Source organism: Terrabacter sp. NPDC080008, from assembly GCF_040702505.1.
Taxonomy (GTDB): Bacteria; Actinomycetota; Actinomycetes; order Actinomycetales; family Dermatophilaceae; genus Terrabacter.
In genome coordinates, this window is record NZ_JBFBLC010000001.1 from 1 (window position 1) to 23,133 (window position 23,133).

Genomic DNA, 23,133 nt, shown 5'->3' on the forward strand with positions numbered 1-23,133 from the left:
CCCGAACGAGTGACCATGCCGCGCCTCGGGACGAGGTAATTGGCATCGATTTTTGACACGCTGTTGAGTTCTCAAGAATCGGACACACACCATCAGCTGGCTCTGGGAACCAACCTCCGGGGCTCATCCACCCTACCGGGCTGATGACCGTGGTCTGACCACGCTCATCCGTCTCGCTGTCGCTGTTTCCACGCCGTCCTCGTGGGACGTCATGACTCGAGCGACTGCCACCCGCGGGACCGGCCAACTTCGCTCTCGACCATGTCGATCGCGGTGGCGTCCGTTTCTCCCTGTCGGGCTGACGAAGAGAACATTACAGGTCTTGCGCCGAACCGCCAAAACGGCCCTCTCCCCTACCCGCTGGACCCCTGCCGGCACCGCCTCAGCGGCCTCTGGGTGAGACCGCCGCCGTGCACGCTCGCCCGGTTGCGCCCCCGCGACCGGCGGGTAGGACCCATGGGACCGCAACCCGATCGAAGGAGCGCAGATGTCTGACGACGCGAAGTACGCCAAGGAGCTCGTGGAGACCCTCAAGGACGGGGAGCGGGGCTTCGCCTCGGCCGCCGAGAAGCTGCGGGACAGCGACCGCGCCGAGTGGGCCGCGACCATGCAGCGGCTCGCGGAGCAGCGTGCCGGCTTCAGCCGCGAGATCGTCGAGATGGGCCACGAGTACGGCGACGACGTCGACAAGAGCGGGTCGGCCACCGCGGCCGTCCACCGCGGCTGGATCGCCCTGAAGGACGCCGTGACCGGTGACGACGCCGGCAGCGTCCTCGGTGCCGCTGTCACGGGCGAGGACCACGCCGTGTCGGAGTACGAGAAGGCCCTCGAGGGTGACCTCAGCGCCGGCTTCCGCGAGCTGGTGACCCGCCAGCACGCGGCCATCGTCGCGGCCCGGGACGAGGTCAAGGGCCTCCAGGTCGCCGACTGACACCACGGCAGATCCTGCCGACACACGAACGCCCCTGCGAGGACCTCTCCCGCAGGGGTGTTCGTGTGTCTGGGCCGGAAAAGCTGGGTCAGGCGTCGAGGTGCCGGTCCGCGAGCTTGCGCAGCACGGGGACGGCAGCCGCCAGAGCAGCCTTCTCGTCGGCGCTCAGGTCTGCGAGCTCGGCGCTCAGCTGCGTCGCGGCCTCGTCGCGCAGCGTGTCGAGGACCCCTTGCCCGGCGGGCGAGAGCGCGAGAAGCAGGCAGCGCTGGTCGCTCGGGTCGCGGCGCCGTTCGACCCAGCCGGCCTCCGTCAGGATCTCGACGAGGCGGGTCATGCTCGGCGCCGAGACGTTCATCAGCTCGGCGAGGTCACCCTGGCGGACGCCCTCCGGGTAGCGCGTCAGCGCTGCCAGGGCGGCGAGCCGGGTCGGCGTCACCCCGGAGCGGGTCGCAGGGGTCCGCAGGTGGAAGGCGAGGCGCCCCACCTCGGTGCGCAGCTCGCCGGCCAGCCGCTCGACATCGCCCGCCAGCCGCTCGACATCGCCCGCCAGCCGCTCGACATCGCCCGCCAGCCGCTCGACATCGCCGGCCGGCCGCTCGACGGCACTGGACGGCATACCGGTCGGCGTCACGACCTCACCTGCTCCGGCTCTGCGACACCCACTCGGGGTCCGTCGGCGGCGATCTCGGCGCCCTCGTGCTGGTCATCGGCGTGGACGAACTTCCCACCCATGAACCACGACGCCACGGCGGCGACGAGGCAGGCCGCGATCGCGAAGGCGAACGCGACGATGAGCCCGTCGTGGAAGGGCCCCGAGATGAGGGACGGGAAGAACGAGTGGCCGGTCAGGTACTGCGCGTCAGTGGGGTTGAGCCGGCTGAGCGTGTGGCTCCCGAGCAGCTGCTGCACCGGGTTGTAGCCGAGCAGCGAGGCGAAGAGCACCGCGACCGGGGGCAGCCCGGCGATGGCGTGCGCCTGGGCGCCCGGCACCCCGTGGGCGCTGAGGCCCGACTGCATCGTCCCCGGCAGCGATCCGGCGAGGCCGATGATCATGAGCGAGAAGAAGATGCCGATCGAGAGCACCATCGACGCGTTCTGGAAGGTGGTGCTCATGCCGCTGCCGACACCGCGCCGGTTGGCGGGCAGCGCGTTCATGATCGCGGCGCGGTTGGGCGAGGCGAACAGGCCCATGCCGAAGCCGTTGAGGAAGAGGGCCGCCGCGAACGTCCAGTACGTGAAGTCGACGGGCAGCACCGCGAGCCACACGAAGCTGAGCGCCGCGATGACCATGCCGCCGGTGGCGAAGGGCCGGGCGCCGTGGCGGTCGGACAGCCAGCCCGAGAGCGGCCCGGCGAGCAGGAACCCGACGGTCATCGGGAGCATGAAGATGCCCGCCCACAGGGGGGTCGACTCGAAGGAGTAGCCGTGCCGCGGCAGCCAGATGCCCTGGAGCCAGATGATGAGGATGAACATCAGGCCGCCACGGCCGAGACCCGACAGCAGGCTCGCGACGTTGCCGAAGGTGAAGGCGCGGATGCGGAAGAGGTCGAGGTGGAACATGGGGTGCTCGACCCGCAGCTCGATGGCGCAGAAGACCCCGAGCAGCACGAGGCCGCCGATCATCGAGGCGAGCACCCACGGGTTGGTCCAGCCCATGACGTGGTCGCCGTAGGGCTGGATGCCGTAGGTGATGGCGACCAGCACGCCGATCAGGCCCAAGGCGAAGGTGATGTTGCCCCACCAGTCCATGACGTGGTGGCGGCGGGGGCTGAGGTCGCGCAGCTTGAGGTAGCCCCAGAGGGTGCCGAAGATGCTGAACGGCACCGACACGAGGAACACGTAGCGCCAGTGCAGGGGCGCGAGCACGCCGCCGATGACCAGGCCGAGGAACGAGCCCGCGATGCCCGAGACCATGTTGAGGCCGAGCGCCAGTCCGCGCTGGTGGGACGGGAAGGCGTCGGTGATGATCGCCGAGGAGTTCGCCATGAGCAGCGCGCCGCCGACGCCCTGCAGGATGCGCATGACGATGAGCCACAGGACGCCCGGCGTGCCGGTGAGCCAGGTGACCGACAGGGCGATCGAGAAGAGCGTGAAGATCGCGAAGCCGGCGTTGAACATCTTGACCCGGCCGTACATGTCACCGAGGCGCCCGAACGTCACGACGAGCACGGCCGTCACGACGAGGTAGCCCATGATCAGCCACAGCAGGTAGCTGGAGTTGCCCGAGGCGAGCGGGTCGATCTTCAGTCCCCGGAAGATGTCGGGCAGGGCGATGAGCAGGATCGAGGAGTTGATCGTGGCGATGAGGACACCGAGCGTCGTGGTCGACAGCGCGACCCACTTGTAGCGCGGGCCGAGGGCGGCGGGAGCGGCTGGAGAAGTCATTAGTTCAAGGCTACTAACGACATCTGGGCCTTCCCTGAGACGAGGAAGGCGGCCACTGCCGTATGCCGGGTGGCCGGGTCGCGCGGGTCAGATGCCGACGCCGGAGCGCTGGGCCTCGATGCCGAGCAGGTGGTTCAGGCTCTCGATCACCTGGCCCTTGGGGCCCTCGCCGTCCGGCGGCCCCTCGAGGACGGTGTCCTGCTCGAGGACGTACCACCCGGCATACCCGGCGTCCTCGAGGGCGCCGACGATGGCGCGCACGTCGACGTCTCCGCGGCCGAGCGGCACGTACATTCCGCCCCGGACCGCGTCCGTGTAGGTGAGGTCGCCCGACCGGACCCGCCGGGCGAGGTCGGCCCGGACGTCCTTGAGGTGGACGTGGGCGACGCGCTCCGGGTGCGCGGTGGCCAGCGCCACCGGGTCGCTGCCGCCGACGAGGAGGTGACCGGTGTCGAGGCAGAGCCCGACCGCCGAGCCGGCGAGGACGCGCTCGACGTCGGCCTCGCTCTCGACCAGGGTGCCCACGTGCGGGTGCAGGGTCGGGATGAGTCCCCGGGAGCGCACCGCCTCCGCGACCCGGTCCAGGTTGGACAGGAGGGTGGTCCACCCGTCGTCGTCGAGATCGGGCCGACGGTCGTAGCCCTCGGCTCCGCTGGCAGCGGCGAGGACGACGGTCGACGCCTCGGCCGCCACCAGGGACTCGAGCGCGCGCTCGAGCTCGGGGAGTGGGTCGTGACCCGAGTCGTGCAGGACCACAGGGACGAACTGCCCGACGGCCTGCAGGCCGTGCGCCCGCAGGGTCGCCGCCTTCTCACCGGGATCCTCGGGCAGGAAGCCGTCCGGCCCGAACTCCGTTGCCACGAGGCCACACTCGGCCATCTCGGCCAGCACCGTCGCGGCGTCGTACCGCCAGCCCCAGCCGGGCACCTCGCACACGCCCCACGAGATCGGGGCCCCGGCAACGCGCTCGTCCAGGGGCGGGACGACATCGGGGTTGCCCGGGTGGGTGCTCGTCGGGTTCACAGCGCCTCCTTCGTCTCCCACGAGCGTAGGGGAGATGGAGTGCCCGTACCCGGACGGTGCGGGCAGCGACGACGGTCAGGCGATGGGCTTCAGGACCTCCAGCCCGAGGAAGGGGCGCAGCGCCTCTGGCACGCGCACCGACCCGTCGGGCTGCTGGTGGTTCTCGAGGATCGCGACGAGCCAGCGCGTCGTGCCGAGCGTGCCGTTGAGCGTCGCGACGGCGCGGGTGCCCGAGCCGTTCGGGTCGCGCTCGCGCGTGTTGAGCCGACGCGCCTGGTAGGTCGTGCAGTTCGACGTCGAGGTGAGCTCGCGGTACTTGCCCTGCGTCGGCACCCAGGCCTCGCAGTCGAACTTGCGGGCCGCCGGGCCACCGAGGTCGCCGGCGGCCGTGTCGATGATGCGGTAGGGCACCTCGATCTTGGCGAGCATCTCGCGCTCCCAGCCGAGGAGGCGCTGGTGCTCGGCCTCGGCGTCCTCCGGACGGCAGTAGCTGAACATCTCGACCTTGTGGAACTGGTGCACCCGGATGATGCCGCGGGTGTCCTTGCCGTGCGACCCGGCCTCGCGGCGGTAGCAGGCCGACCACCCGGCATACCGCTTCGGGCCGTCGCTGAGGTCGATGATCTCGTCGGCGTGGTAGCCGGCGAGGGCGACCTCCGAGGTGCCGGTGAGGTAGAGGTCGTCGGCCTCGAGGCGGTAGACCTCCTCGGCGTGCGCGTCCATGAAGCCGGCGCCGACCATGATCTCGGGACGGGCCAGCGTCGGGGTGATCATCGGGGTGAAGCCGGCCGCGGTGGCCTGCGCGATCGCCATGTTGAGCAGGGCCAGCTCCAGCAGGGCCCCGACGCCCGTGAGGTAGTAGAAGCGCGCGCCGCCGACCTTGGCGCCGCGCTCCATGTCGATGGCACCGAGCTTCTCGCCGAGGGCGAGGTGGTCGAGCGGCTCGAAGCCCTCCGCCGCGAAGTCCCTTGGCGTGCCGACGGTCTCGAGCACGACGTAGTCGTCCTCGCCGCCGACGGGGACGCCGTCGATGATGACGTTGCCGACCTTGCGCAGCAGCGTCTCGAGCTCCGCACCGGCCTCGTCGGCGGTCGACTCGAGCGCCTTGACCTGCTCGCTGAGGCGCGCCGCGTGCGTGCGCGCCTCGTGGGCCACCTTCTCGAGGTGCTCGGCGTCGTCGGCGCCCGCCTTCTTGGCCTTCTGGAACGCGCCCATCGCGGCGCCGACCGACTTGCTCACGGTCTTCTGCTCGGCGCGCAGCGACTCGAACTCGCCGAGGGACGACCGACGGCGCTCGTCGGCGGCGAGGATCGCGTCCACGATCCCCGGGTCCTCTCCACGGGCCTGTTGCGAGGCGCGGACCCGGTCGGGTTCGTCGCGCACGAGCTTGATGTCGATCACGCGGGCCAGCCTAACGGCGCGCCACGCGCCCTCTCGACCGAGTTCAGCGGGCTCACTCCGGGTGGATGAGCACGTAGGCCGTCACGGCGTCGGGCGGCAGGTCGCGGACGTCCACCTGCACGGGCCCCGGAGGCAGCCCGAGGCGGCTCGTGCGATGCACGTGACCGTCGCAGGGGAACGCCTGCGAGTAGATCGAGTCGCCGTGCCCGTAGACGCCCGGGGCGGCGTCGTAGACGGCATAGCTCGTCCCGGTCGAGGGGCGGCTCGCGGTGCACGCGGCCTCGACGCTGTAGGTGCGCCCGGCCACCAACGGCTCGCCGCGCTCGACGCGGAAGGCCTTCGTGGCACCCTGCCGCGTCACCTCCACCCTCGCCACCTCGCCGGCGAGGCGGCGTGGCAGGGCCAGCGGCGGTGGCGCGGTCGGGTCGACCGGCGTGAACTCCACGTCCGGTCCCGTCGCGGTGAGCGAGGCCGTGGGGACCGGAGCAACGGCGGACGCCCCGCCGGTCGGCCCCACCACGGGGCCGCCGCTCGTGCAGCCCGCGACGAGGATGGTGGCCAGGGCGGTGACCGCCCCTCCGACGCGGGTCTGCCTCATCGAACGACTGTAGGTCGCCAGGGCAACCCGCGAGCGCCACCCGTGGAGGTATGCCGCGTGCCCCCGTCAGGCACGCGGCACACCTCCCGTTCGTGGTGTCGGCTACTTCACCTCGGCGCGGGTGAGGCGCCAGATGCCGACGGCCAGGGGCGCGACGACCCAGACGGCGACGGAGGTGCCGAGGTGGGCCCACTGCTGCCCGGTCAGCGAGCCCTCGAAGAGCGGCTGCATCGTCTGGTTGAGGTCGAGCCACACCGCGGCGTCGCGCAGCCACGAGACCATCGAGCCGAGGATCGACCACGCGGTCGGCAGGACGAAGTAGGTGACCACGGCGGCCGGCGTGTTCTTGAAGAGCATGCCGAAGCCGACGCCCTGGGCGATGCCGAGCAGCACGTAGCCGCCGGCCCCCACGAGCACGAGCCCGTCGATCGACCAGCTGCCGTCGATGCCGCGGAAGGTGATCGCGGCCTGGTGGGCCAGGGCCGCGAGGACGAGCGCCAGCGCGAAGGCGCCGACTCCGACGACGAGGGCCGACAGCAGCTTGGCCCACGCGATGCGCATGCGGCGCGGCTCGAGGCCGAAGGTGACGAGGCCGGTGCGCTGGCTCCACTCCGAGGTGACGGCGAGGATGCCGACGACGGGGAGGATGAGCGCCATCGGCATCGTCGTGGCCTGGAGGTACTCACCGAAGGCGTGCCGGCCGCCCTCGTTGAAGAACATGATCGTCAGGGCGATCGCGATGATCGCCGCGATGCCGATCAGGAGCCAGCGGCCGGCCCGGGTGTCGAGCATCTTGCGCAGCTCGACGTGCACGAGGCGACCGAACGGCACCCCGCTGGTGGGGCGCGGACCCTCGATGCGGCTGGGCACCTTGGCATGGGTCGGCAGCGCGGACTCGGCGTTCTTCGACGCGGGAGCCCCGGGGGAAGCGGGCGTGGTGGTCGTGGTCGCGGTCATGCCGCCACCTCCTCTCGTGCGGCGTCGGCCGTGAGGTCGAGGAACATCTCCTCGAGGCCCCGGCTGTCTGCGCCGCGAAGCTCGGTCAGGACGATCTGGTGGGCCACGGCAACCCGGCCGACGGCGATCGGCTCGGCCTCGACCTGCAGGCCGCCGGTCGGCGTGCGCTGCGCGACGATCGACTGCTCGGCCAGGGCAGCCATGAGGGCGTCGTCGTCGGTGGAGCGGGTGAACGTGCCTGCGCCGGCGAGCAGCTCGTCCTTGGTGCCCTGGGCGACGATCTTGCCGTGGCCGATGACGATGATCTCGTCGGCGACCCGCTCGATCTCGTTGAGCAGGTGGGAGCTGAGCAGCACGGTGCCGCCCTCGTTGGCGTAGCCGCGCAGCAGGTCGCGCATCCACCGGATGCCGGCCGGGTCGAGGCCGTTGGCCGGCTCGTCGAGGATGAGCACCTCCGGGTCGCCGAGCAGGGCGTGCGCGATGCCGAGGCGCTGGCGCATACCGAGGGAGTAGTTGCGCACCCGCCGGTTCGCCTCCTTCTCGGTGAGGCCGACGAGCTCGACCATCTCGTCGACGCGGTGCTTGCCGACGCCCATCAGGATGGCGCCGAGGGTCAGGACCTCGCGTCCGGTGCGGCCGGCGTGCTGCGCCGAGGCGTCGAGGAGCAGGCCGACGTGGCGGCCCGGGTTCGGCAGGGCGGCATACGGCTTCCCGAGCACCGTGGCGCGGCCCGACGTGGCGGGCGTCAGGCCGGCCATGATCCGCATGGCCGTGGTCTTGCCGGCGCCGTTCGGCCCGAGGAAGCCGGTGACGAGGCCCGGCTTGACGTCGAAGGAGACGTCGTCGACGGCCGTGAACGGGCCGTAGCGCTTGGTGAGTCGTTCCACTGTGATCATGGGCTCCACCCTCTCGAACCGGGCGAGTGCGGCACATCCGTCACAAGCCTGAATCCGACCCCTACCTTGGTCGCATGCGACCCTGACGCCGGTCAGGGTCCGTGCTCAGGGTCCGTGCTTGGAGTCGGGGTCGGCGGGGTGCGGGAGCAGACCTTGGTCGTATGCCGTCGCGTGCCGTCCGCCCCTAGGCTGGCCGGGTGTCGCCGCCCCGGATCGCCCGCACCCGGGGCGGTCACGTGTGGGGCGAGTCCTGGCGGCTCGGGACCGCGTTCCTCTTCGGGCTCGCGATCTGGGGCGCCGTGCAGGCGCAGCTCGACCAGCGCGGGGTCGACCCGGCCTTCGGCAAGGACTGGCTCCTCGTCGACCTCGGGGTCGGGGCCTGTGCGACCGCGCTGCTGCTGTGGCGTCGCCGGTGGCCGCTCGTGGTGGCCCTCGCCACGACGGCGCTCTCGGGGGTGTCCTCGGTCAGCGTGGGGGCCTCCCTCGTCGCGCTGGTGTCGCTCTCGACGCGGCAGCGCTGGCGCGAGATCGCCGTCGTCGCCCTGCCGTGGATGCTCGCCGGGGTGTCGCACTCGCTCGTCTACCCCACCGAAGCCGCGGCGATCACCCTGCCCGACATCATCATCGGGCTGCTCAGCCTCGCCGTCAGTGTCGCCATCGGGTGGGCCGTCGGCGAGCGTCGCGCCTTCGTCGCCTCGCTGCACGAGCGTGCCCTGACCGCCGAGCGCGAGCAGGCGATGCGGGTCGTGCAGGCGCAGGTCGCCGAGCGGGCCCGCATCGCGCGCGAGATGCACGACGTCCTCGCCCACCGGATCTCCTTGGTGGCCATGCACTCCGGGGCGCTCGCCTACCGCACCGACCTCACTCCCGAACAGGTCGCCGAGACGGCCGAGATCGTCCGCGCGAGCGCCAACCGCGCCCTGACCGAGCTGCGTGCCGTCCTCGGCGTGCTCCGCGACGTGCCGGGCCCCGGGGCGTCGGAGCACGGCTCGCCCGAGGCCCCGCAGCCCACCTTGGACGACCTCGACACCGTTGTGGCAGAGGCGCGCTCGGCAGGAACGACAGTGCACCTGGAGCGCTCCGGCGACCTCGACGCCGTGCCCGAGCAGGTCTCGCGCAGCGCCTACCGGATCGTCCAGGAGGGCCTGACCAACGCCCGGAAGCACGCCGCGGGTGCGGCGGTCCGCGTCAGCGTCTCGACGGCTCCCGGCGGCGGGCCCGACGACGAGGCGGTGCAGGTGACGCTGCGCAACGCGGTGCCGCGCCACGACGCCCGCGCAGCCGAAGGCATACGCCCTGAGCCCACGGTCGGGTCCGGGCTGGGACTGCTCGGCCTCACCGAGCGCGCCGTCCTCGCGGGCGGCGAGCTGACCTACGGCCCCGACAGGGCAGGCGATTTCGTCCTCAGGGCTCGGCTACCGTGGTCGCGGTGAGCGGGGACCGAGGGCGCACGCGCGTCGTCATCGTCGACGACGACGCACTGGTGCGCGCAGGACTGCGGATGATCCTCGGTGGCGCACCCGACCTCGAGGTCGTGGCCGAGGCCGGCGACGGCATCGACGCCGAGCGCGTCGTCGGCGAGCACCAGCCCGACGTCGTCCTGATGGACATCCGCATGCCGCGGCGCGACGGCCTCGAGACCACGAGATCGCTTCTCTCCGGGTCGGCTCGGGCTGCCCGCACGGCGCGTGGCGACGACCTCAAGGTCATCGTCCTCACGACTTTCGACGCCGACGACATGGTGGTGCAGGCCCTCCGGGCCGGCGCGCACGGCTTCCTCCTGAAGGACACCGAGCCACGCCGGCTCGTCGAGGCGGTGCGGCTCGTCGCGACCGGAGAGCCGATCCTGTCCCCCAGCGTCACCGCGACCCTCATCGCCCACGTCGCGACCGGCGGGGTCGCCGACGAAGCGGTCGACCCGCGCCGGGCCGACGCGGAGGCGCGGCTGGCCACGCTCACCGACCGTGAGCGCGAAGTCGCCCTGGCCATCGGACGCGGCCTGTCCAACGCGGACATCTCGCGTGAGCTCTACCTCTCGGTGCCGACCGTCAAGGCGCACGTGTCGCGCGTGCTGGACAAGCTCGGCGCCGACAACCGCGTCCAGATCGCCATCGTCGTCCACGACGCCGACCTCGTCTGAGGCGGACGCCGAAAAAGTCGGTGGACGGGCGCGCGTCCCGGCGTCTACGGTCGCACCCGTGTGGATGTCCTGATGCCTCGAGCCCGCCCGCTCGCCGCCTCCCGATGATCGGTCGAGGTCGCGCGCGGGGCCCTGCCGACCATCAAGGAACCCCACATGTCCTGTGCCCTCACGATCACCGGTCTCGACGTCGCCTTCGGCGCGCGGACCCTCTTCTCCGGACTCGACCTGACGCTCGCCGACGGCGACGTGACGGCCGTCGTCGGCCCCAACGGCTCGGGCAAGTCGACGCTGATGCGCACGATCGTCGGCGAGCTGCCCGTCGAGGCCGGTGCGATCCGGCTCGCCCCGCGCGACGCGACCGTCGGCTGGCTGCCGCAGGTCGTGCCCGACCCGGCGGAGACGCTGCTGGCGTACGCGCGCCGCCGCACCGGCGTGACCGCCGCCGACACTGAGCTCGAGGCCGCGTCGGCCGCGCTGGCGGAGGGCGCCGACGGCAGCGAAGACCGCTACGCGACCGCGCTCGAGCGCTGGCTCGCCCTCGGCGCGGCCGACCTCGAGGAGCGCCTGCCGGAGGTCACCGCCCGCGTCGGCCTCGAGGTCGCGCTGGACCGGCCGCTGGGCACGCTCTCGGGCGGGCAGGCGGCCAGGGCGTGCCTCGTCGCAGTGCTGCTCAGCCAGTACGACGTGCTCCTGCTCGACGAGCCGACCAACGACCTCGACGCCCGCGGCCTCGCCCTCGTCGCCGACTTCGTGCGCGCCCACGAGGGTCCGGTGATGATCGCCAGCCACGACCGCGCCTTCCTCGACGCGGTCGCCACGGACGTCGTCGAGCTCGATGTGAAGCAGCAGCGGATCGGGCACTACTCCGGCGGGTGGAGCGACTTCGTCGCGCAGCGAGAGCTCGCCCGCGCGCACGCGTGGGAGGCGTACGAGGGGTATGCCGCCCACCGTGACTCCCTGCTCGCGCAGTCCCGGCAGCGCCAGAGCTGGGCCGAGAAGGGCCGGCGGAGCGTGGCCGCGGGCGGGGAGCCCGACAAGCACATCCGCGAGAAGCACAAGGCGAGGGCGGATCGTCAGGGTGCCAAGGGTGCCCGGCTCGAGCGGGCTGCCGACCGGCTCGCCGCCGTCGAGCAGCCGCGCAAGGAGTGGCAGCTGCGCTATGCGATCACCGAGGGAGGACCGTCTGCCGACGTCGTGGCGACCCTCTCCGACGCGGTCGTCGAGCGGCACGGCTTCCGCCTGGGCCCGGTCAGCCTGGCCGTCGGGCGCGGTGACCGGATCGCCCTGGTCGGGAACAACGGCTCCGGCAAGACCACCCTGCTCGGCGCCCTCCTCGGCGACCTGCCCCTGACCCGCGGCCGGCAGTCCCTCGGCACGCGCGTCTCGGTCGGCGTCATCGACCAGCGGCGGCAGCTGCTCGACGACGACGCGAGCGTGCTGGAGGTCGTGCGCCGTGAGCTCGGTGCTGACCCGAAGACCGGCCGTGAGCGGCCGATCGCCGAGGTGCGCACGCTGCTGGCGAAGTTCGCCCTCGGCTCGGAGCACGTGGCACGTCCTGCACGCAGCCTGTCGATGGGCGAGCGCACCCGCGCGCTCATGGCCCTCTTCCAGGGCCGCGAGGTCAACGTGCTCGTGCTCGACGAGCCGACCAACCACCTCGATATCGACGCGATCGAGCAGCTCGAGGCCGCCGTGGCGGCCTTCGGCGGGACGGTGCTCGTGGTGAGCCACGACGAGGGCTTCCTGGACGGCATACGGCTGACGCACCGGTGGGTCGTGGCCCGTGGGCGCGTGCGGGTCGAGGCGCTCTGAGCCGGACGGGAACGCATACGGCACAATCGCGCCCATGAGTGCGCACAGGGGAGCACGGGTCCGTCGTGTCGTCGACACGTTCCGTCGTGACGGGAGGGTGGAGGTCCGGTTCAGCCGGGCGATGGTGTGGGTCTACCTCGCGATCGGAGGGGGACTGATGGCGGCCGGCCTGACCTTGGTCGGGTTGTGGACGGGCACCATCCCTCCCGGCACCGGGGAGCCGGCCGACGGCGGCGAGGCCGTCATGGGCGCCCTCTTCGCCCTCATCGGCCTCTTCATCTTCGGGCTCGGCATCGGGCAGGACCGGCCGGCCGGACCGCCCGTGGTCGCCGACGCCGAGGGCGTGCACATCCAGGGCAGGTGCGTCCCGTGGTCGGTCATCTCGGGCTTCGGCACCGGCCTGCAGGGCAATGCCGTGGACAAGAGCCACCGCGTTGCCACGATCCTCGTCGACGAGTCGACCGTGGACGCGTGGGCCGCGCAGCGCAAGAGCGCCGGTGGGCGACGTTCGCGCCTCTACGCACCCGGGGTCATCGGGAGCGAGGGGATCTGCCTCCCCTACAACCTCGCCGTCAACCCCGCACCGCTCAGCGAGGCCCTCGAGACCATCCGCGCGGACGTGCTCGCGGGACGCCAGGACCGGAACATCGAGTGACCGTGGACCGCTCCCCGCGCTCGTACGAGGTCAGTGCCCGGATGCAGTCGGCAGCCGCCTGAACTGTCGCCCGGGCAGAGCACATCCCCCGCACGGAGCACGATCTGGGGCACGCTGGAGGCATGCCTGCCACGACGGTCGTCCTGTTCGGTGCCACCGGAGACCTAGCCCGGCGCAAGCTGCTGCCGGGCATGCTTCACCTGCACGAGTCGAAGCTGCTCGCGGGCCTGCGCGTGGTCGCCACCTCCCTCGACGAGCTGACCCGCGACGAGTTCCTCGACATCGTCTTCGCCTCGGTGCGCGAGCACAGCAGCCACGACGTCAGCGACGACGACCTGCGGGAGTTCGCCGACCGCATCCACTGGGTCCCGGGGAGCGCCGGCCCCCAGGGGATTCGGGCGGCCGTGGACGACTCCGAGGCGATCCTCGGCCCCGAGGCCAGGCGCCTGCACTACCTGTCGGTGCCCCCGAAGGCGGCTCTCGCCGTCGTGCACGAGCTCGGCCAGGCGGGGCTCGTCGAGCGCAGCCGCATCGTCATGGAGAAGCCCTTCGGCACCGACCTCGAGAGCGCCCGCGCGCTCAACGCCGAGCTGCACCAGGTGTTCTCGGAGGAGCAGATCTTCCGCATCGACCACTTCCTCGGCAAGGAGCCGGCGCAGAACATCCTCGCCTTCCGCTTCGCCAACGGCCTCTTCGAGCCGATCTGGCATCGCAACCACATCGACCACGTGCAGATCGACGTGCCCGAGACGCTGGGGCTCTCCCAGCGGGCCGACTTCTACGAGGGCACCGGCGCCTACCGCGACATGGTCGTGACGCACCTGTTCCAGGTGCTCGCCTTCACCGCGATGGAGCCGCCGACGGCCCTCGAGCCGGCGGCCATCAGTGAGGAGAAGAACAAGGTCTTCCGCTCGATGTCGCCGATCGAGCCGCACGACGTCGTGCGCGGCCAGTACGTCGGCTACCGCGACGAGCCCGGCGTCGACCCGGAGAGCCAGACCGAGACGTTCGTCGCGCTCAAGTGCTTCGTCGACAACTGGCGCTGGGCGGGCGTGCCCTTCTACCTGCGCACCGGCAAGCGCCTGGCCGAGGGGGCGCGGATCATCTCGATCGCCTTCAAGGAGCCCCCGCGCTCGATGTTCCCGGCGGCGTCGGGCGTCGGCGACGAGGGCCCGGACCACCTGACCTTCGACCTCGCCGACAAGGCCCGGATGTCGCTGTCCTTCTACGGCAAGCGTCCCGGACCGGGCATGAAGCTCGACAAGCTCTCGATGCAGTTCTCGATGCAGGAGACGCACTGGGCCGGGGCGGTGCTCGAGGCCTACGAACGGCTCATCTACGACGCCGCCCGCGGCGACCGCACCCTCTTCACCTCAGCCGAGGGCATCGAGCGGCTCTGGGAGATCAGCCAGACGCTCCTCGAGAACCCGCCGCCCGTGCGGCCCTACGACCCGGGCAGCTGGGGGCCGAACCAGATCCACCAGCTCATCGCGCCGTTCGCGTGGCGGCTGCCGTTCGAGCGCCGCTGGCGCGACCCCAACGAGATGGGCGCCTGACCGCACCACACCGAGGGCGTATGCCGCCGGGCCGGGTCAGCGGGGACCGGGCACCTGGCGGGTGAACCCCTTGTAGCGCGTGCCCTGGTGGATCAGGTGGCCCCGGTCACCCTCTGCCAGCTGTCCGTAGTCGACGCCGCTCAGCTGCAGCTCGCGCCGCTCCCCCGAGGGCTCCTCGAAGGTCACGAAGTAGCTCGTGCTCGTGCTGGGGCCGGTCATCGCGACGGCCGTGCCGGAGCCGTCCACCGGTGCACCGGTCGAGCCGGCGCGGCGCCGCACGTCGGTGCGGCGCGAGACCACCATTGCGTCGACGCTGCGCAGCGGCGAGGCCTCGTTGGCCCGCCACTGCGAGATCCCGTTGACGGCGACCAAGACGAAGCCCAGGACGACCAGCGTCATGACCAGGCCGAAGAAGACGACGAAGATCGTCGAGGGACCGGGCAGGTCCGGGGAGAACGGGCCGAACTCGTCGGTGAGCATCGCAGACCTCGGTGTCTCGGGCGGGTGAGGACGGCAGTATGACTGCGGCAGGGCCCGGATGGTTGCACCGACGCTACGAGGCGTGTGCGGCCCGTCCCAGGGCTAGCGGATGGGCCGTCGGGTGAGCACCTCGGCGCCGTCGTCGGTGATCGCGATCGTGTGCTCGCTGTGGGCGGTGCGGCAGCCGGTCGCGCTCCGCAGCGTCCACCCGTCCTCCGCAGTGACGAGCTCGTCGGTGTCGGCCATCACCCACGGCTCCAGAGCCAGCAGCAGGCCGGGCCGGAGCCGGTAGCCGCGACCGGGGCGCCCGAGGTTGGGCACGTGCGGCTCCTGGTGCATGGTCGAGCCGATGCCGTGGCCGCCGAAGTCCGTGTTGACCGGGTAGCCGGCCTCCGCCAGCACCGAGCCGATGGCGTGCGAGACGTCACCGAGGCGCGCGCCGGGTCCGGCAGCGGCGATGCCGGCTGCGAGGGCGCGCTCAGTCGTCTCGATGAGCGCCACGCTCTCCGCCGGGCGGGAGCCGCCGATGACGAAGCTGACGGCCGAGTCGGCGGCGATGCCGTCGAGCGAGACGGCGAGGTCGAGCGACACGAGGTCGCCGTCCGCGAGGGCGTAGTCGTGCGGTCGGCCGTGGAGCACGGCATCGTTGACCGAGGTGCAGATGTAGTGGGCGAACGGGCCGCGGCCGAACGACGGGGCGTAGTCGACGTAGCAGGACTGCGCCCCGGCCTCGGCGATCATGGCCCTCGCCCACCCGTCGACCTCGAGCAGGTTGGTCCCCACCGCGCACCGCTCGCGCAGGGTGGCCAGGATCTCTCCCACGAGGGCCCCGGTGGCCCGCGCCCGGCGGAGCTCGTCGGCGTTCAGGATCTCGATCACGTACTGCCCCACTCTTGGTGCCAATACATATCCCGGCAATGTTATACCGGTACTAGAGTTGGTGCCATGGTCCGGTTGCCCCTCACCCCCGCAGAGCTCGCCCGCGGACAGCGCCTCGGCGCCCTGCTGCGCCGTGCCAGAGGCTCGCGGTCGATGCTCGAGACCGCGCTCGACGCCCAGGTCTCACCGGAGACCCTGCGCAAGATCGAGTCGGGTCGTGTCGCGACCCCCGCCTTCCCCACGATCGCCGCCATCGCCGACGTGCTCGGGCTCTCCCTGGACGCCGTCTGGGCGGAGATCAACGAGCCGGACCGGGCCCGCTCCCGGCGTGACGTCCGGGCGGGCGAGCGCCGAGCCTCCTGAGGCCGGGCGCGCTCACTCGCCGGGGTAGACGACCCCCACCTGGCGGCGTACGTCGTCCATCGTCTCCATGACGCGCAGCGTCGCGGCGTGCGGCATGAGCGGCGACTCCTTCTCACCGGCGACGAGGCACCGTGCGAACTCCGCTGCCTCGTAGGAGAACCCACGCACGTCGTCCGTCAGCCCCCCGGGACGTTCGTCGATCGTCTCGTTGTGGCGGTCGACGAGCCGGATCGTCGAGCCGGGCGAGTAGAACGTGCCGGAGAGCTCGAGCCGCGCCTCGGTCCCGGCCACGACGGCGGTGCAGGGCGTGACCGCGGCCATCGTGCACGACAGCAGGCCCTGGGCCCCGCCGGCGCCGGTCACGGTCATCGTGGTCGTCGCGTCGACACCCAGGTCGGTGAGCACCCCGACGGCCGAGACCGACGACGGGCCGCCGAGGACGAGGTCGGCGAAGGAGACGGGGTAGACGCCGAGGTCGAGCAGCGCCCCGCCGGCCAGCTCCGGCTGCGACAGGCGCTCCGGGCCGTCGGGGTAGAGCCGCTGCCCGTGGTCGGCGAAGACCGCGACGAGCTCGCCGACGAGGCCGGTCTCGACGACGTGTCGCACGACGTCGTAGTGCGGCAGGAACCGGCTCCACATCGCCTCGACGACGAGCAGCCCCTGCTCCTCGGCCGCCGTGAGCACGTCACGCGCCTCGGCAGCGTTGCGGGTGAACGACTTCTCGACGAGCACGGGCTTGCCCGCCTCGATCGCCAGCAGCGCGTGGTCGCGGTGCTCCGAGTGCGGCGACGCGACGTAGACGGCGTCGACCTCCGGGTCGGCGACGAGGTCCTCGTAGGAGCCGTGCGCCCGGGGGATGCCGAACTCGTCGGCGAAGTCCTTGGCCCGGTCGAGGCTGCGGGAGCCGACCGCGACGACCGACGAGGCGGTGCCGACCGCGACGGCGTCCGCGAAGGTGTGCGCGATGCCGCCCGGCGCGAGGACACCCCAGCGGATGGCGGGCGCGTCGTGCGGGTCGGGCGTGCGGGCCTCGGGCAGCCGGAGCGGCACGTCGATCGGCAGGGTCATGCGGTCACATCCCAGAGGTGGTGGCGGACGTCGTGGACGAAGTAGAGCGCGAGCGTGCGGGCGGTGAAGCGGGAGCCGTTGCTGCGCAACGCCGGCCACTCCCACTGCGTACCCGACGGGCGGGCGTATGCCGTCGCCGCCGTCTCGCACGCAGCGGTGACCTCGCGCGCCACGACCTGCGGGTCGCTCCGCCAGTACTCACCCTCGACGGCTGTCGCATCCTGGTCCCAGTTCGCGAACGTGACGACCTCGCCACCGCCGGCCAGGATCTGCTCGAGCCGGCCGGTCATGACCTCGCAGACGTCGCGGACGTGGCACGCGTACTCCAGTGGTGACCACACGCCCGCCTCCGGGCGGGTCCGCGCATCGTCGCGACCGAGCCGGACGGCATACCTCTCGGCCGCCTCACGCAGCAGTGCCGGGACGTCGGCCGTCTCGACGGCGCCGGGGTCGAAGCCACAGTCCGGGCACGGGCGCTCGAGGACCCACGTCCAGTCGGCGTCGTCGGGCCGCGAGGGTCCCGGGTCGCGGATCGGCTCGCTCATGCGCTCACCCTAGGCCCGGGCGCTCGCCCGGGCAGCGGCTGTTCGGGAGCCGTTCACGCTCGGGATACCGTATGTCTTCGTGCTCAAGGACTACCTGCCGTGGATCATCGCCGGCATCGTCGTGCTGGCGCTGGTCGTCGGAGGGCTCGTCCTCACGCGGGTGGCGCCGGAGGCGACGGCGACCCTGCGCCGCCGTCCGCGGCCGCCGCGTGACCACTTCCGGGGCGGCGACGAGCCGCCGGCACCGCTCAAGCGTGCCGGGGTGGTCATCAACCCGACGAAGTTCACCGACCTCGTGGCGGTCGAGCAGCGCATCACTGCGGCGTGCCTCGCCAACGGCTGGGGCGAGCCGCTCTTCTACGAGACCACGGTCGAGGACCCCGGCACCGGCCAGGCCGCGCAGGCCGTGCGCGACGGGGTCGACCTCGTGTGCACCCTCGGCGGTGACGGGACGGTGCGCAACGTCGCGAGCGCCCTCATCGGCACCGAGACGGCCCTGGGCATCCTGCCGGCGGGGACCGGGAACCTGCTGGCCCGCAACCTCGACCTGCCCGTCGCGCTGGAGATGGCCGTCACCGTCGCCCTGACCGGACGCAACCGCCGCATCGACGTCGGCGAGCTCGTCGTCGGCGCCCCGACGGACGCCCACACCGACGCCCCGACGGACGAGGCCGTCGCGCCGCACACGCACCGCTTCCTCGTCATGAGCGGCATCGGCATGGACGCGCAGATCATGGCCGGCACCAACGAGAACCTCAAGGCCAAGGTGGGCTGGCCGGCCTACATGGTCTCGGGCGTGAAGCACCTCGTCTCGCCGGAGTTCCGCATCGGCGTCAAGGTCGACGACGAGCTGGAGTTCCGCCGGCGCGCGCGCATGGTCGTGATCGGCAACTGCGGGCGGCTGCTCGGCGGCCTCGTGCTCATGCCGAACGCCCGGGTCGACGACGGTCAGCTCGACACGGTGATCGCCTCACCGCGGGGCGTCGTCGGCTGGGTGCCGGTGGCCACCCGCGTCGCGACCCGCCGCCGCAAGGGTCACCCGACGCTCGACCACAAGGTGTGCCGGGAGGTGCGGGTGCGCACCGACCGGCCCGTGCCGGTGCAGATCGACGGCGACGTCATCGGCGAGGCCACCGAGGTGAGTGCGACAGTGCTCCCGGGGTGCCTGACGGTCCGCGTCAGCCAGTAGCCGTCGCCCGCCGTTGACCGAACGCAGCGTTCGGTCGCGAACTCAGTGTTCTAACAGCGCTTTCGACACCGAACGCAGCGTTCGGGCCGGGAGGGGTCAGGCGAACAGCGCCTGACCCCAGTGCTCGCCGTCCTTCAGCCCGGGCGGGCACGCGAAGACGGCCGAGCCGTTGTGCTGGATGTACTCGTTCAGGCCGTCGGCCTTGGCCAGCGCCCGCTGCATCGGCACGAACTGCCTGCCCGGGTGACGCATGTAGGCGAGGAAGAAGAGGCCCGCGTCGAGGTGCCCGACCCCGTCGGAGCCGTCGGTGAAGTTGTAGCCGCGTCGCAGGAGCCGTATGCCGCCGAGGTGGCTCTCGTGGGCCAGGCGCACGTGGGCGGTCAGCGGGATCGCAGGCGCGCCGTCCGGTCCCTTCTTCGCGAAGTCGAGGGCGTCGTGCTCCTTCGCCGCGCCCAGCGGCGCGCCCTCCTTCTTGTCGCGGCCGATGACGTCCTCCTGCTCCTGCAGGCTGGTGCGGTCCCAGACCTCGATGTGCATCCGGATGCGCCGGGCGACGAGGTAGGAGCCACCGGTCATCCAGGCCGCGCCGCCGGTCTCGTCGCCGGGACCGACCCACACGTGCTGGTCGAGCGCCTCGGGCTCCTCCGCCTTGAGGTTGTTCGTGCCGTCCTTGAAGCCGAAGAGGTTGCGGGCCGTGGACTGGGAGGTGGACGTCGAGGAGGTGCGCCCGAACTCGAGCTGCGACCAGCGGACCGCCACGACCCCGAAGCCGATGCGGACAAGGTTGCGGACGGCGTGGACCGCGACCTGCGGGTCGTTGGCGCAGGCCTGGATGCAGAGGTCGCCGCCGCTGCGCCGGGGGTCGAGCTGGTCGCGGGTGAAGGCCGGCAGGTCCTGCAGGGCCGCCGGCCGCTTCGGGGCGAGGCCGAACCGCCCGTCGAAGAGGGAGGGGCCGTAGCCGATCGTGATCGTCAGGCCGGAGGCCGGCAGGCCGTACGCCTCGCCGGTGTCCTCGGGTGCACGGTTCGGTCCACCGCCGACGAGACCGCCCGGTGCCGCCTCGGCGCCGGCCGTCATCCGCTCGGCGGCGCGCGTCCACTCCTCGAGCAGGCTGCGCAGCTCCTCGCGGTCCTTCGTCACGACGTCGAGCGCCACGAAGTGGAGCCGGTCCTGGGCCGGGGTGATGATGCCGGCCTGATGCGTCCCCCGGAAGGGGATCGGCGCGTCGAGCGAGACGGCAGGGGCCGCCGTGGACTCGGTGGCACCCGCGGGGGCGGCATCGAGACCGCGCGACACGGCATACCCGGCCAGTCCTCCGCCCACGACCCCCGCGCCGGTGGCGCCGAGGAGCCGGCGACGGCTGACGCCCGCCGCTGCCCCGCCGCTCACCTGGCCTCCACGACTCCGGGCACCTTGGCGACCTGCTCGGACAGGGCATCGAGCGAGACCGTCAGTGCCTTGATGTCGGCGGGGGTCAGCGAGGTGTAGCTCGTGTAGTCGGCGCCGTCCTTGTGGGCGCCGAGCAGGGTCTTGAGCTCGGCGAAGCGGGTGTCGAGCGCCTTCTGCAGGGCCGGCTGCCGCTCGGTGATGACCGGGCGCAGGGCAGCGAGCGCCTGCTGGGAGCCCTCGAGGTTGCCGTCGAAGTCCCAGAGGTCGGTGTGGGAGTAGCGCTCCTCCTCGCCCGTGACCTTGCCGGTGGCAACCTCGTCGAGCAGGGCCTTGGCGCCGTTCGCGATGGACAGGGCCGTGGGCTCGACGGTCTTGCTCCTGGCCGCGATCTGCTTCACGTCGGCGAGGAGCTGGTCGGCGATCGCGGCCGAGTCCTTCTGGAGGCCGTCCTTCCAGAGGTCCTTCTCGAGCCGGTGGTAGCCGGTGAAGGCCATGCCGTCGGCGACGACGTCCTCGCGGCCGTCGATCTTCGGGTCGAGGCCGCCGAAACCCTCGGCGACCGGCTCGATGGCCTCCCACGGGTGCCGCGCCTGCGCATACAGCGCCTTGGCCCTGGCGACGTCGCCGGCCTTGACGGCGGCGGCGAACCTCTCGGTGCCCTCGACGAGCTCGTCGGCCTCGGAGGCGACGTAGGCGCGGTAGTCGGTGATGGCCTTGGCCACCTTGGCGTCGGCGCTGCCCTTGGCGGCCGTGCCCGTGACGGTGAAGGTGCCGCGGATGCCGTCGCCGACCATGCCGGGCTTGCACGCGGTCGTGAAGGTGCCGGGCTCGGTGAGCTCGACCTTCAGCTCGCGGCTCAGGCCCGGGGTGATGTTCTCGACCTCGGAGACGATGCGGTCACCCTCGGCATACAGGTAGAACTCGTTGGTCTTCGTGCCGGTGTTGCTCACCTGGAAGGTGATGGTGCCGGCCTTGGCGGTCGTCGCGCTGAGCGTGCACGCCGTGTCACTCGCCTGGACCGTGATCGGCCCGCCGGCCGAGCCGGCCGAGCCGTTGGTGCCTGCCGTCGCGGTCGGCTTGTCGGCGCAGCCGGTGAGGGCGAGGGCTGCGGCGAGCGTGAGCGCGACCGGGGCGGCGGCACGCGCGACGGGACGCAGGGCAGGGCGGGGCATGGCGAGGTCTCCTGGCGAGGTGTGAGTGCGAGGGCTGGTGCGGCGGCAGGCGGTCAGGCGGTCAGGCGGCGACGCTGGGACGACCGGTCGCGCTCGTGGCAGCAGCCGAGGGCTGGGCGGGGGTGCGGGCCGGGCGCAGGAAGAGGGTCAGCACGACGCCGACGTAGAGCACCCAGGCCACCGCCTGCAGCACGGTCGTCTCGGGCGTGAAGTTGAAGATGCCCTTGGCGAGGGCGGCGTACCAGCTGCCCGGGTCGACGGTGTTGCTGACGTCGAAGGCGAGCGTCGACAGGCCGGGGAGGAACTGCGCCTCCTGGAGGTCGTGCAGGCCGTACGCGAGGATGCCGGCGGCGACGAGGACGAGCAGGATGCCGGTCCAGCGGAAGAACTTCGACAGGTTGATCTTCACGGCGCCGCGGTAGATGAGCCAGCCGAGCACCGCCGCCGCGCCGAGCCCGATGACCCAGCCGACGAGCGGCTGGCTGTTGCCCTGGCCGGCGGCCTGCGTGGTGGCATAGAAGAAGATCGCCGTCTCGAGACCCTCACGGCCGATGCCGAGGAAGGCGACGAGGGCGATGGCGAGCGGCCCCATGTCGAGGGCCTTGTCGAGCTTGCCCTTGAGCTCGCCCGAGATGGTGCGCGAGGCCGACTTCATCCAGAAGACCATGAAGGTCACGAAGACGACGGCGATGATCGAGGCGCTGCCGCCGATGAGCTCCTGGGCCTCGAAGGTCAGCTGCCGCGTGCCGTAGGTGAGCAGGGCGCCGAGCGCGACGGAGAGCGCCACTGCGACACCGACACCGGTCCAGACGTAGCGCAGGGCCCAGCGCCGGTCGGTCTTGACGAGGAAGGCCACGAGGATGACCACCACGAGGGCGGCTTCCAGCCCCTCACGGAGTCCGATGAGCGCGTTGCTCGCGAGCACGATGGGCCTTCTCTCGATCTGCTGCCTGGATATACGACACGGCGGCGTGACGGAATTCAGCAAAGCACAGGTAAGCCTTGCCTAACAAGCTGGCCCGGATGTCAGAGTCGCCACATGAGCACGCCCTTCCCAACGTTCTCCGGCTTCCCGCAGAGCGCCCTGTCCTTCTACGCCGAGCTCGAGGAGCACAACTCACGCGACTGGTGGCTGGCCCACAAGGACGCCTACGAGCGCGACGTCCGAGAGCCGATGCTCGCGCTGCTCGACGGCCTCGAGGACGAGTTCGGCGAGGCGAGGCTCTTCCGCCCGAACCGCGACGTGCGCTTCAGCGCGGACAAGTCGCCGTACAAGACCCACCAGGGCGCGCTCGTCGGCTCCGGGACGGTCCTCGGCTACTACGTGCAGGTGAGCGCGGACGGCCTGCGCGCCGGTGGCGGGTTCCGCGCGGCCGACCCCGGCCTGACCGCCCGCTTCCGCAGTGCCGTCGACGCCCCGTCCAGCGGGCTCCGGCTCGAGGAGGTCCTGGGCGCCTTGCGCCGCAGCCGTTTCGAGCTGCTCGGCGAGAAGGTCAAGACGGCCCCGAGGGGGTACGCCGCCGACCACCCACGCATCGACACGCTCCGGCACAAGGAGCTCATGGTCGTCCGGGACTTCGGCGCTCCCGCCTGGCTGTCGACGCGTCGCGCCCTCACCATGGTCCGGGACACCTGGCGGGCCGTGCGGCCGCTCGCCGACTGGCTGCAGGAGCACGTCGGCGCCGACTGAC

At 71.9% G+C, this 23,133-nt stretch carries 23 protein-coding genes; 9 read left to right on the forward strand and 14 right to left on the reverse strand.

What is annotated here, in order from left to right; all coding sequences use genetic code 11:
* Positions 1-487: 487 nt before the first annotated feature.
* Positions 488-931, forward strand: coding sequence for a PA2169 family four-helix-bundle protein (locus AB0316_RS00005; RefSeq protein WP_366269381.1), 444 nt, complete (start codon positions 488-490; stop codon positions 929-931).
* Between the two features lie 88 nt (positions 932-1,019).
* On the opposite strand, the gene AB0316_RS00010 is transcribed toward AB0316_RS00005, so the two are convergent.
* The 7 genes from AB0316_RS00010 to AB0316_RS00040 form a co-directional block, all read right to left on the reverse strand.
* Positions 1,020-1,562, reverse strand: a complete 543-nt coding sequence (locus AB0316_RS00010) for a MarR family transcriptional regulator (protein WP_366269383.1) — start codon at positions 1,560-1,562, stop codon at positions 1,020-1,022.
* A complete protein-coding gene (locus tag AB0316_RS00015) occupies positions 1,559-3,316 on the reverse strand; it encodes an MFS transporter (protein ID WP_366269385.1) in 1,758 nt (585 codons plus the stop codon). The genes AB0316_RS00010 and AB0316_RS00015 overlap by 4 nt, the downstream gene beginning before the upstream one ends.
* A gap of 87 nt (positions 3,317-3,403) precedes the next feature.
* Positions 3,404-4,339 carry a TIM barrel protein gene (locus AB0316_RS00020; RefSeq protein ID WP_366269387.1) on the reverse strand — a complete coding sequence of 312 codons (936 nt, stop codon included), beginning with the start codon at positions 4,337-4,339 and terminating at the stop codon, positions 3,404-3,406.
* A 75-nt stretch (positions 4,340-4,414) separates the two neighbouring features.
* A complete protein-coding gene (gene serS / locus AB0316_RS00025; protein WP_366269388.1) occupies positions 4,415-5,740 on the reverse strand; it encodes a serine--tRNA ligase in 1,326 nt (441 codons plus the stop codon).
* 52 nt (positions 5,741-5,792) lie between these two features.
* Positions 5,793-6,338, reverse strand: coding sequence for a hypothetical protein (locus AB0316_RS00030; protein WP_366269390.1), 546 nt, complete (start codon positions 6,336-6,338; stop codon positions 5,793-5,795).
* Positions 6,339-6,440: 102 nt separating this feature from the next.
* On the reverse strand, positions 6,441-7,295 hold the full coding sequence (locus AB0316_RS00035; RefSeq protein ID WP_366269392.1) for an ABC transporter permease: 855 nt from the start codon (positions 7,293-7,295) through the stop codon (positions 6,441-6,443).
* Positions 7,292-8,191: an ATP-binding cassette domain-containing protein gene (locus AB0316_RS00040; RefSeq protein WP_366269393.1), complete on the reverse strand. Its 900-nt coding sequence runs from the start codon at positions 8,189-8,191 to the stop codon at positions 7,292-7,294. The genes AB0316_RS00035 and AB0316_RS00040 overlap by 4 nt, the downstream gene beginning before the upstream one ends.
* Positions 8,192-8,388: 197 nt before the next feature.
* On the opposite strand from AB0316_RS00040, the gene AB0316_RS00045 reads away from it, so the two are divergent.
* The 5 genes from AB0316_RS00045 to zwf all read left to right on the forward strand — a co-directional run bounded on the left by AB0316_RS00045 (position 8,389) and on the right by zwf (position 14,357).
* Positions 8,389-9,624 carry a histidine kinase gene (locus AB0316_RS00045; RefSeq protein WP_366269395.1) on the forward strand — a complete coding sequence of 412 codons (1,236 nt, stop codon included), beginning with the start codon at positions 8,389-8,391 and terminating at the stop codon, positions 9,622-9,624.
* Positions 9,621-10,331, forward strand: coding sequence for a response regulator transcription factor (locus AB0316_RS00050; protein ID WP_366269396.1), 711 nt, complete (start codon positions 9,621-9,623; stop codon positions 10,329-10,331). Before AB0316_RS00045 ends, AB0316_RS00050 begins: the two co-directional genes overlap by 4 nt.
* A 156-nt stretch (positions 10,332-10,487) precedes the next feature.
* Positions 10,488-12,146 (forward strand): ABC-F family ATP-binding cassette domain-containing protein, encoded by a 1,659-nt coding sequence (locus AB0316_RS00055; protein WP_366269398.1) that lies wholly within the window; start codon positions 10,488-10,490, stop codon positions 12,144-12,146.
* A gap of 34 nt (positions 12,147-12,180) precedes the next feature.
* Positions 12,181-12,801, forward strand: a complete 621-nt coding sequence (locus tag AB0316_RS00060; protein WP_366269400.1) for a hypothetical protein — start codon at positions 12,181-12,183, stop codon at positions 12,799-12,801.
* A gap of 122 nt (positions 12,802-12,923) precedes the next feature.
* Positions 12,924-14,357: a glucose-6-phosphate dehydrogenase gene (zwf, locus tag AB0316_RS00065; RefSeq protein WP_366269402.1), complete on the forward strand. Its 1,434-nt coding sequence runs from the start codon at positions 12,924-12,926 to the stop codon at positions 14,355-14,357.
* A 36-nt stretch (positions 14,358-14,393) separates the two neighbouring features.
* Here zwf and AB0316_RS00070 read toward each other — a convergent pair whose 3' ends face one another.
* Complete coding sequence (locus AB0316_RS00070) at positions 14,394-14,837, reverse strand: DUF2500 domain-containing protein (protein WP_366269404.1); 444 nt, start codon at positions 14,835-14,837, stop codon at positions 14,394-14,396.
* A gap of 102 nt (positions 14,838-14,939) precedes the next feature.
* Positions 14,940-15,716, reverse strand: a complete 777-nt coding sequence (gene map / locus AB0316_RS00075; protein ID WP_366269406.1) for a type I methionyl aminopeptidase — start codon at positions 15,714-15,716, stop codon at positions 14,940-14,942.
* A 66-nt stretch (positions 15,717-15,782) separates the two neighbouring features.
* On the opposite strand from map, the gene AB0316_RS00080 reads away from it, so the two are divergent.
* Positions 15,783-16,079, forward strand: a complete 297-nt coding sequence (locus tag AB0316_RS00080; RefSeq protein WP_366269408.1) for a helix-turn-helix transcriptional regulator — start codon at positions 15,783-15,785, stop codon at positions 16,077-16,079.
* A gap of 12 nt (positions 16,080-16,091) precedes the next feature.
* Here AB0316_RS00080 and AB0316_RS00085 read toward each other — a convergent pair whose 3' ends face one another.
* Together AB0316_RS00085 and AB0316_RS00090 are read right to left on the reverse strand one after the other, a co-directional pair.
* Positions 16,092-17,147 carry a Gfo/Idh/MocA family oxidoreductase gene (locus tag AB0316_RS00085; RefSeq protein ID WP_366269409.1) on the reverse strand — a complete coding sequence of 352 codons (1,056 nt, stop codon included), beginning with the start codon at positions 17,145-17,147 and terminating at the stop codon, positions 16,092-16,094.
* A complete protein-coding gene (locus AB0316_RS00090) occupies positions 17,144-17,692 on the reverse strand; it encodes a DinB family protein (RefSeq protein WP_366269411.1) in 549 nt (182 codons plus the stop codon). Before AB0316_RS00090 ends, AB0316_RS00085 begins: the two co-directional genes overlap by 4 nt.
* 79 nt (positions 17,693-17,771) lie before the next feature.
* Between AB0316_RS00090 and AB0316_RS00095 the strand changes: the two genes are divergently transcribed.
* Positions 17,772-18,881: a diacylglycerol kinase family protein gene (locus AB0316_RS00095; protein WP_366269412.1), complete on the forward strand. Its 1,110-nt coding sequence runs from the start codon at positions 17,772-17,774 to the stop codon at positions 18,879-18,881.
* A 96-nt stretch (positions 18,882-18,977) separates the two neighbouring features.
* On the opposite strand, the gene efeB is transcribed toward AB0316_RS00095, so the two are convergent.
* The 3 genes from efeB to efeU form a co-directional block, all read right to left on the reverse strand.
* Positions 18,978-20,270, reverse strand: coding sequence for an iron uptake transporter deferrochelatase/peroxidase subunit (gene efeB, locus AB0316_RS00100; RefSeq protein WP_366269414.1), 1,293 nt, complete (start codon positions 20,268-20,270; stop codon positions 18,978-18,980).
* On the reverse strand, positions 20,267-21,442 hold the full coding sequence (gene efeO / locus AB0316_RS00105) for an iron uptake system protein EfeO (protein ID WP_366269416.1): 1,176 nt from the start codon (positions 21,440-21,442) through the stop codon (positions 20,267-20,269). The genes efeB and efeO overlap by 4 nt, the downstream gene beginning before the upstream one ends.
* A gap of 61 nt (positions 21,443-21,503) precedes the next feature.
* Positions 21,504-22,367, reverse strand: a complete 864-nt coding sequence (efeU, locus tag AB0316_RS00110) for an iron uptake transporter permease EfeU (RefSeq protein ID WP_366269417.1) — start codon at positions 22,365-22,367, stop codon at positions 21,504-21,506.
* A 114-nt stretch (positions 22,368-22,481) separates the two neighbouring features.
* Between efeU and AB0316_RS00115 the strand changes: the two genes are divergently transcribed.
* A complete protein-coding gene (locus tag AB0316_RS00115; protein WP_366269419.1) occupies positions 22,482-23,132 on the forward strand; it encodes a DUF2461 domain-containing protein in 651 nt (216 codons plus the stop codon).
* Position 23,133 lies beyond the last annotated feature (1 nt).

What these genes read in the sequence shown, in the direction of transcription:
- AB0316_RS00090 (WP_366269411.1), bottom strand. Translation starts at nt 17,692, where the DNA reads ATGAGCGAGCCGATCCGCGACCCGGGACCCTCGCGGCCCGACGACGCC.
- AB0316_RS00040 (WP_366269393.1), bottom strand. Translation starts at nt 8,191, where the DNA reads ATGATCACAGTGGAACGACTCACCAAGCGCTACGGCCCGTTCACGGCC.
- zwf (WP_366269402.1), top strand. Translation starts at nt 12,924, where the DNA reads ATGCCTGCCACGACGGTCGTCCTGTTCGGTGCCACCGGAGACCTAGCC.
- AB0316_RS00115 (WP_366269419.1), top strand. Translation starts at nt 22,482, where the DNA reads ATGAGCACGCCCTTCCCAACGTTCTCCGGCTTCCCGCAGAGCGCCCTG.
- AB0316_RS00030 (WP_366269390.1), bottom strand. Translation starts at nt 6,338, where the DNA reads ATGAGGCAGACCCGCGTCGGAGGGGCGGTCACCGCCCTGGCCACCATC.
- AB0316_RS00055 (WP_366269398.1), top strand. Translation starts at nt 10,488, where the DNA reads ATGTCCTGTGCCCTCACGATCACCGGTCTCGACGTCGCCTTCGGCGCG.
- AB0316_RS00070 (WP_366269404.1), bottom strand. Translation starts at nt 14,837, where the DNA reads ATGCTCACCGACGAGTTCGGCCCGTTCTCCCCGGACCTGCCCGGTCCC.
- AB0316_RS00005 (WP_366269381.1), top strand. Translation starts at nt 488, where the DNA reads ATGTCTGACGACGCGAAGTACGCCAAGGAGCTCGTGGAGACCCTCAAG.
- AB0316_RS00035 (WP_366269392.1), bottom strand. Translation starts at nt 7,295, where the DNA reads ATGACCGCGACCACGACCACCACGCCCGCTTCCCCCGGGGCTCCCGCG.
- AB0316_RS00085 (WP_366269409.1), bottom strand. Translation starts at nt 17,147, where the DNA reads ATGACCCTGCCGATCGACGTGCCGCTCCGGCTGCCCGAGGCCCGCACG.
- efeO (WP_366269416.1), bottom strand. Translation starts at nt 21,442, where the DNA reads ATGCCCCGCCCTGCCCTGCGTCCCGTCGCGCGTGCCGCCGCCCCGGTC.
- AB0316_RS00015 (WP_366269385.1), bottom strand. Translation starts at nt 3,316, where the DNA reads ATGACTTCTCCAGCCGCTCCCGCCGCCCTCGGCCCGCGCTACAAGTGG.
- AB0316_RS00080 (WP_366269408.1), top strand. Translation starts at nt 15,783, where the DNA reads ATGGTCCGGTTGCCCCTCACCCCCGCAGAGCTCGCCCGCGGACAGCGC.
- AB0316_RS00060 (WP_366269400.1), top strand. Translation starts at nt 12,181, where the DNA reads ATGAGTGCGCACAGGGGAGCACGGGTCCGTCGTGTCGTCGACACGTTC.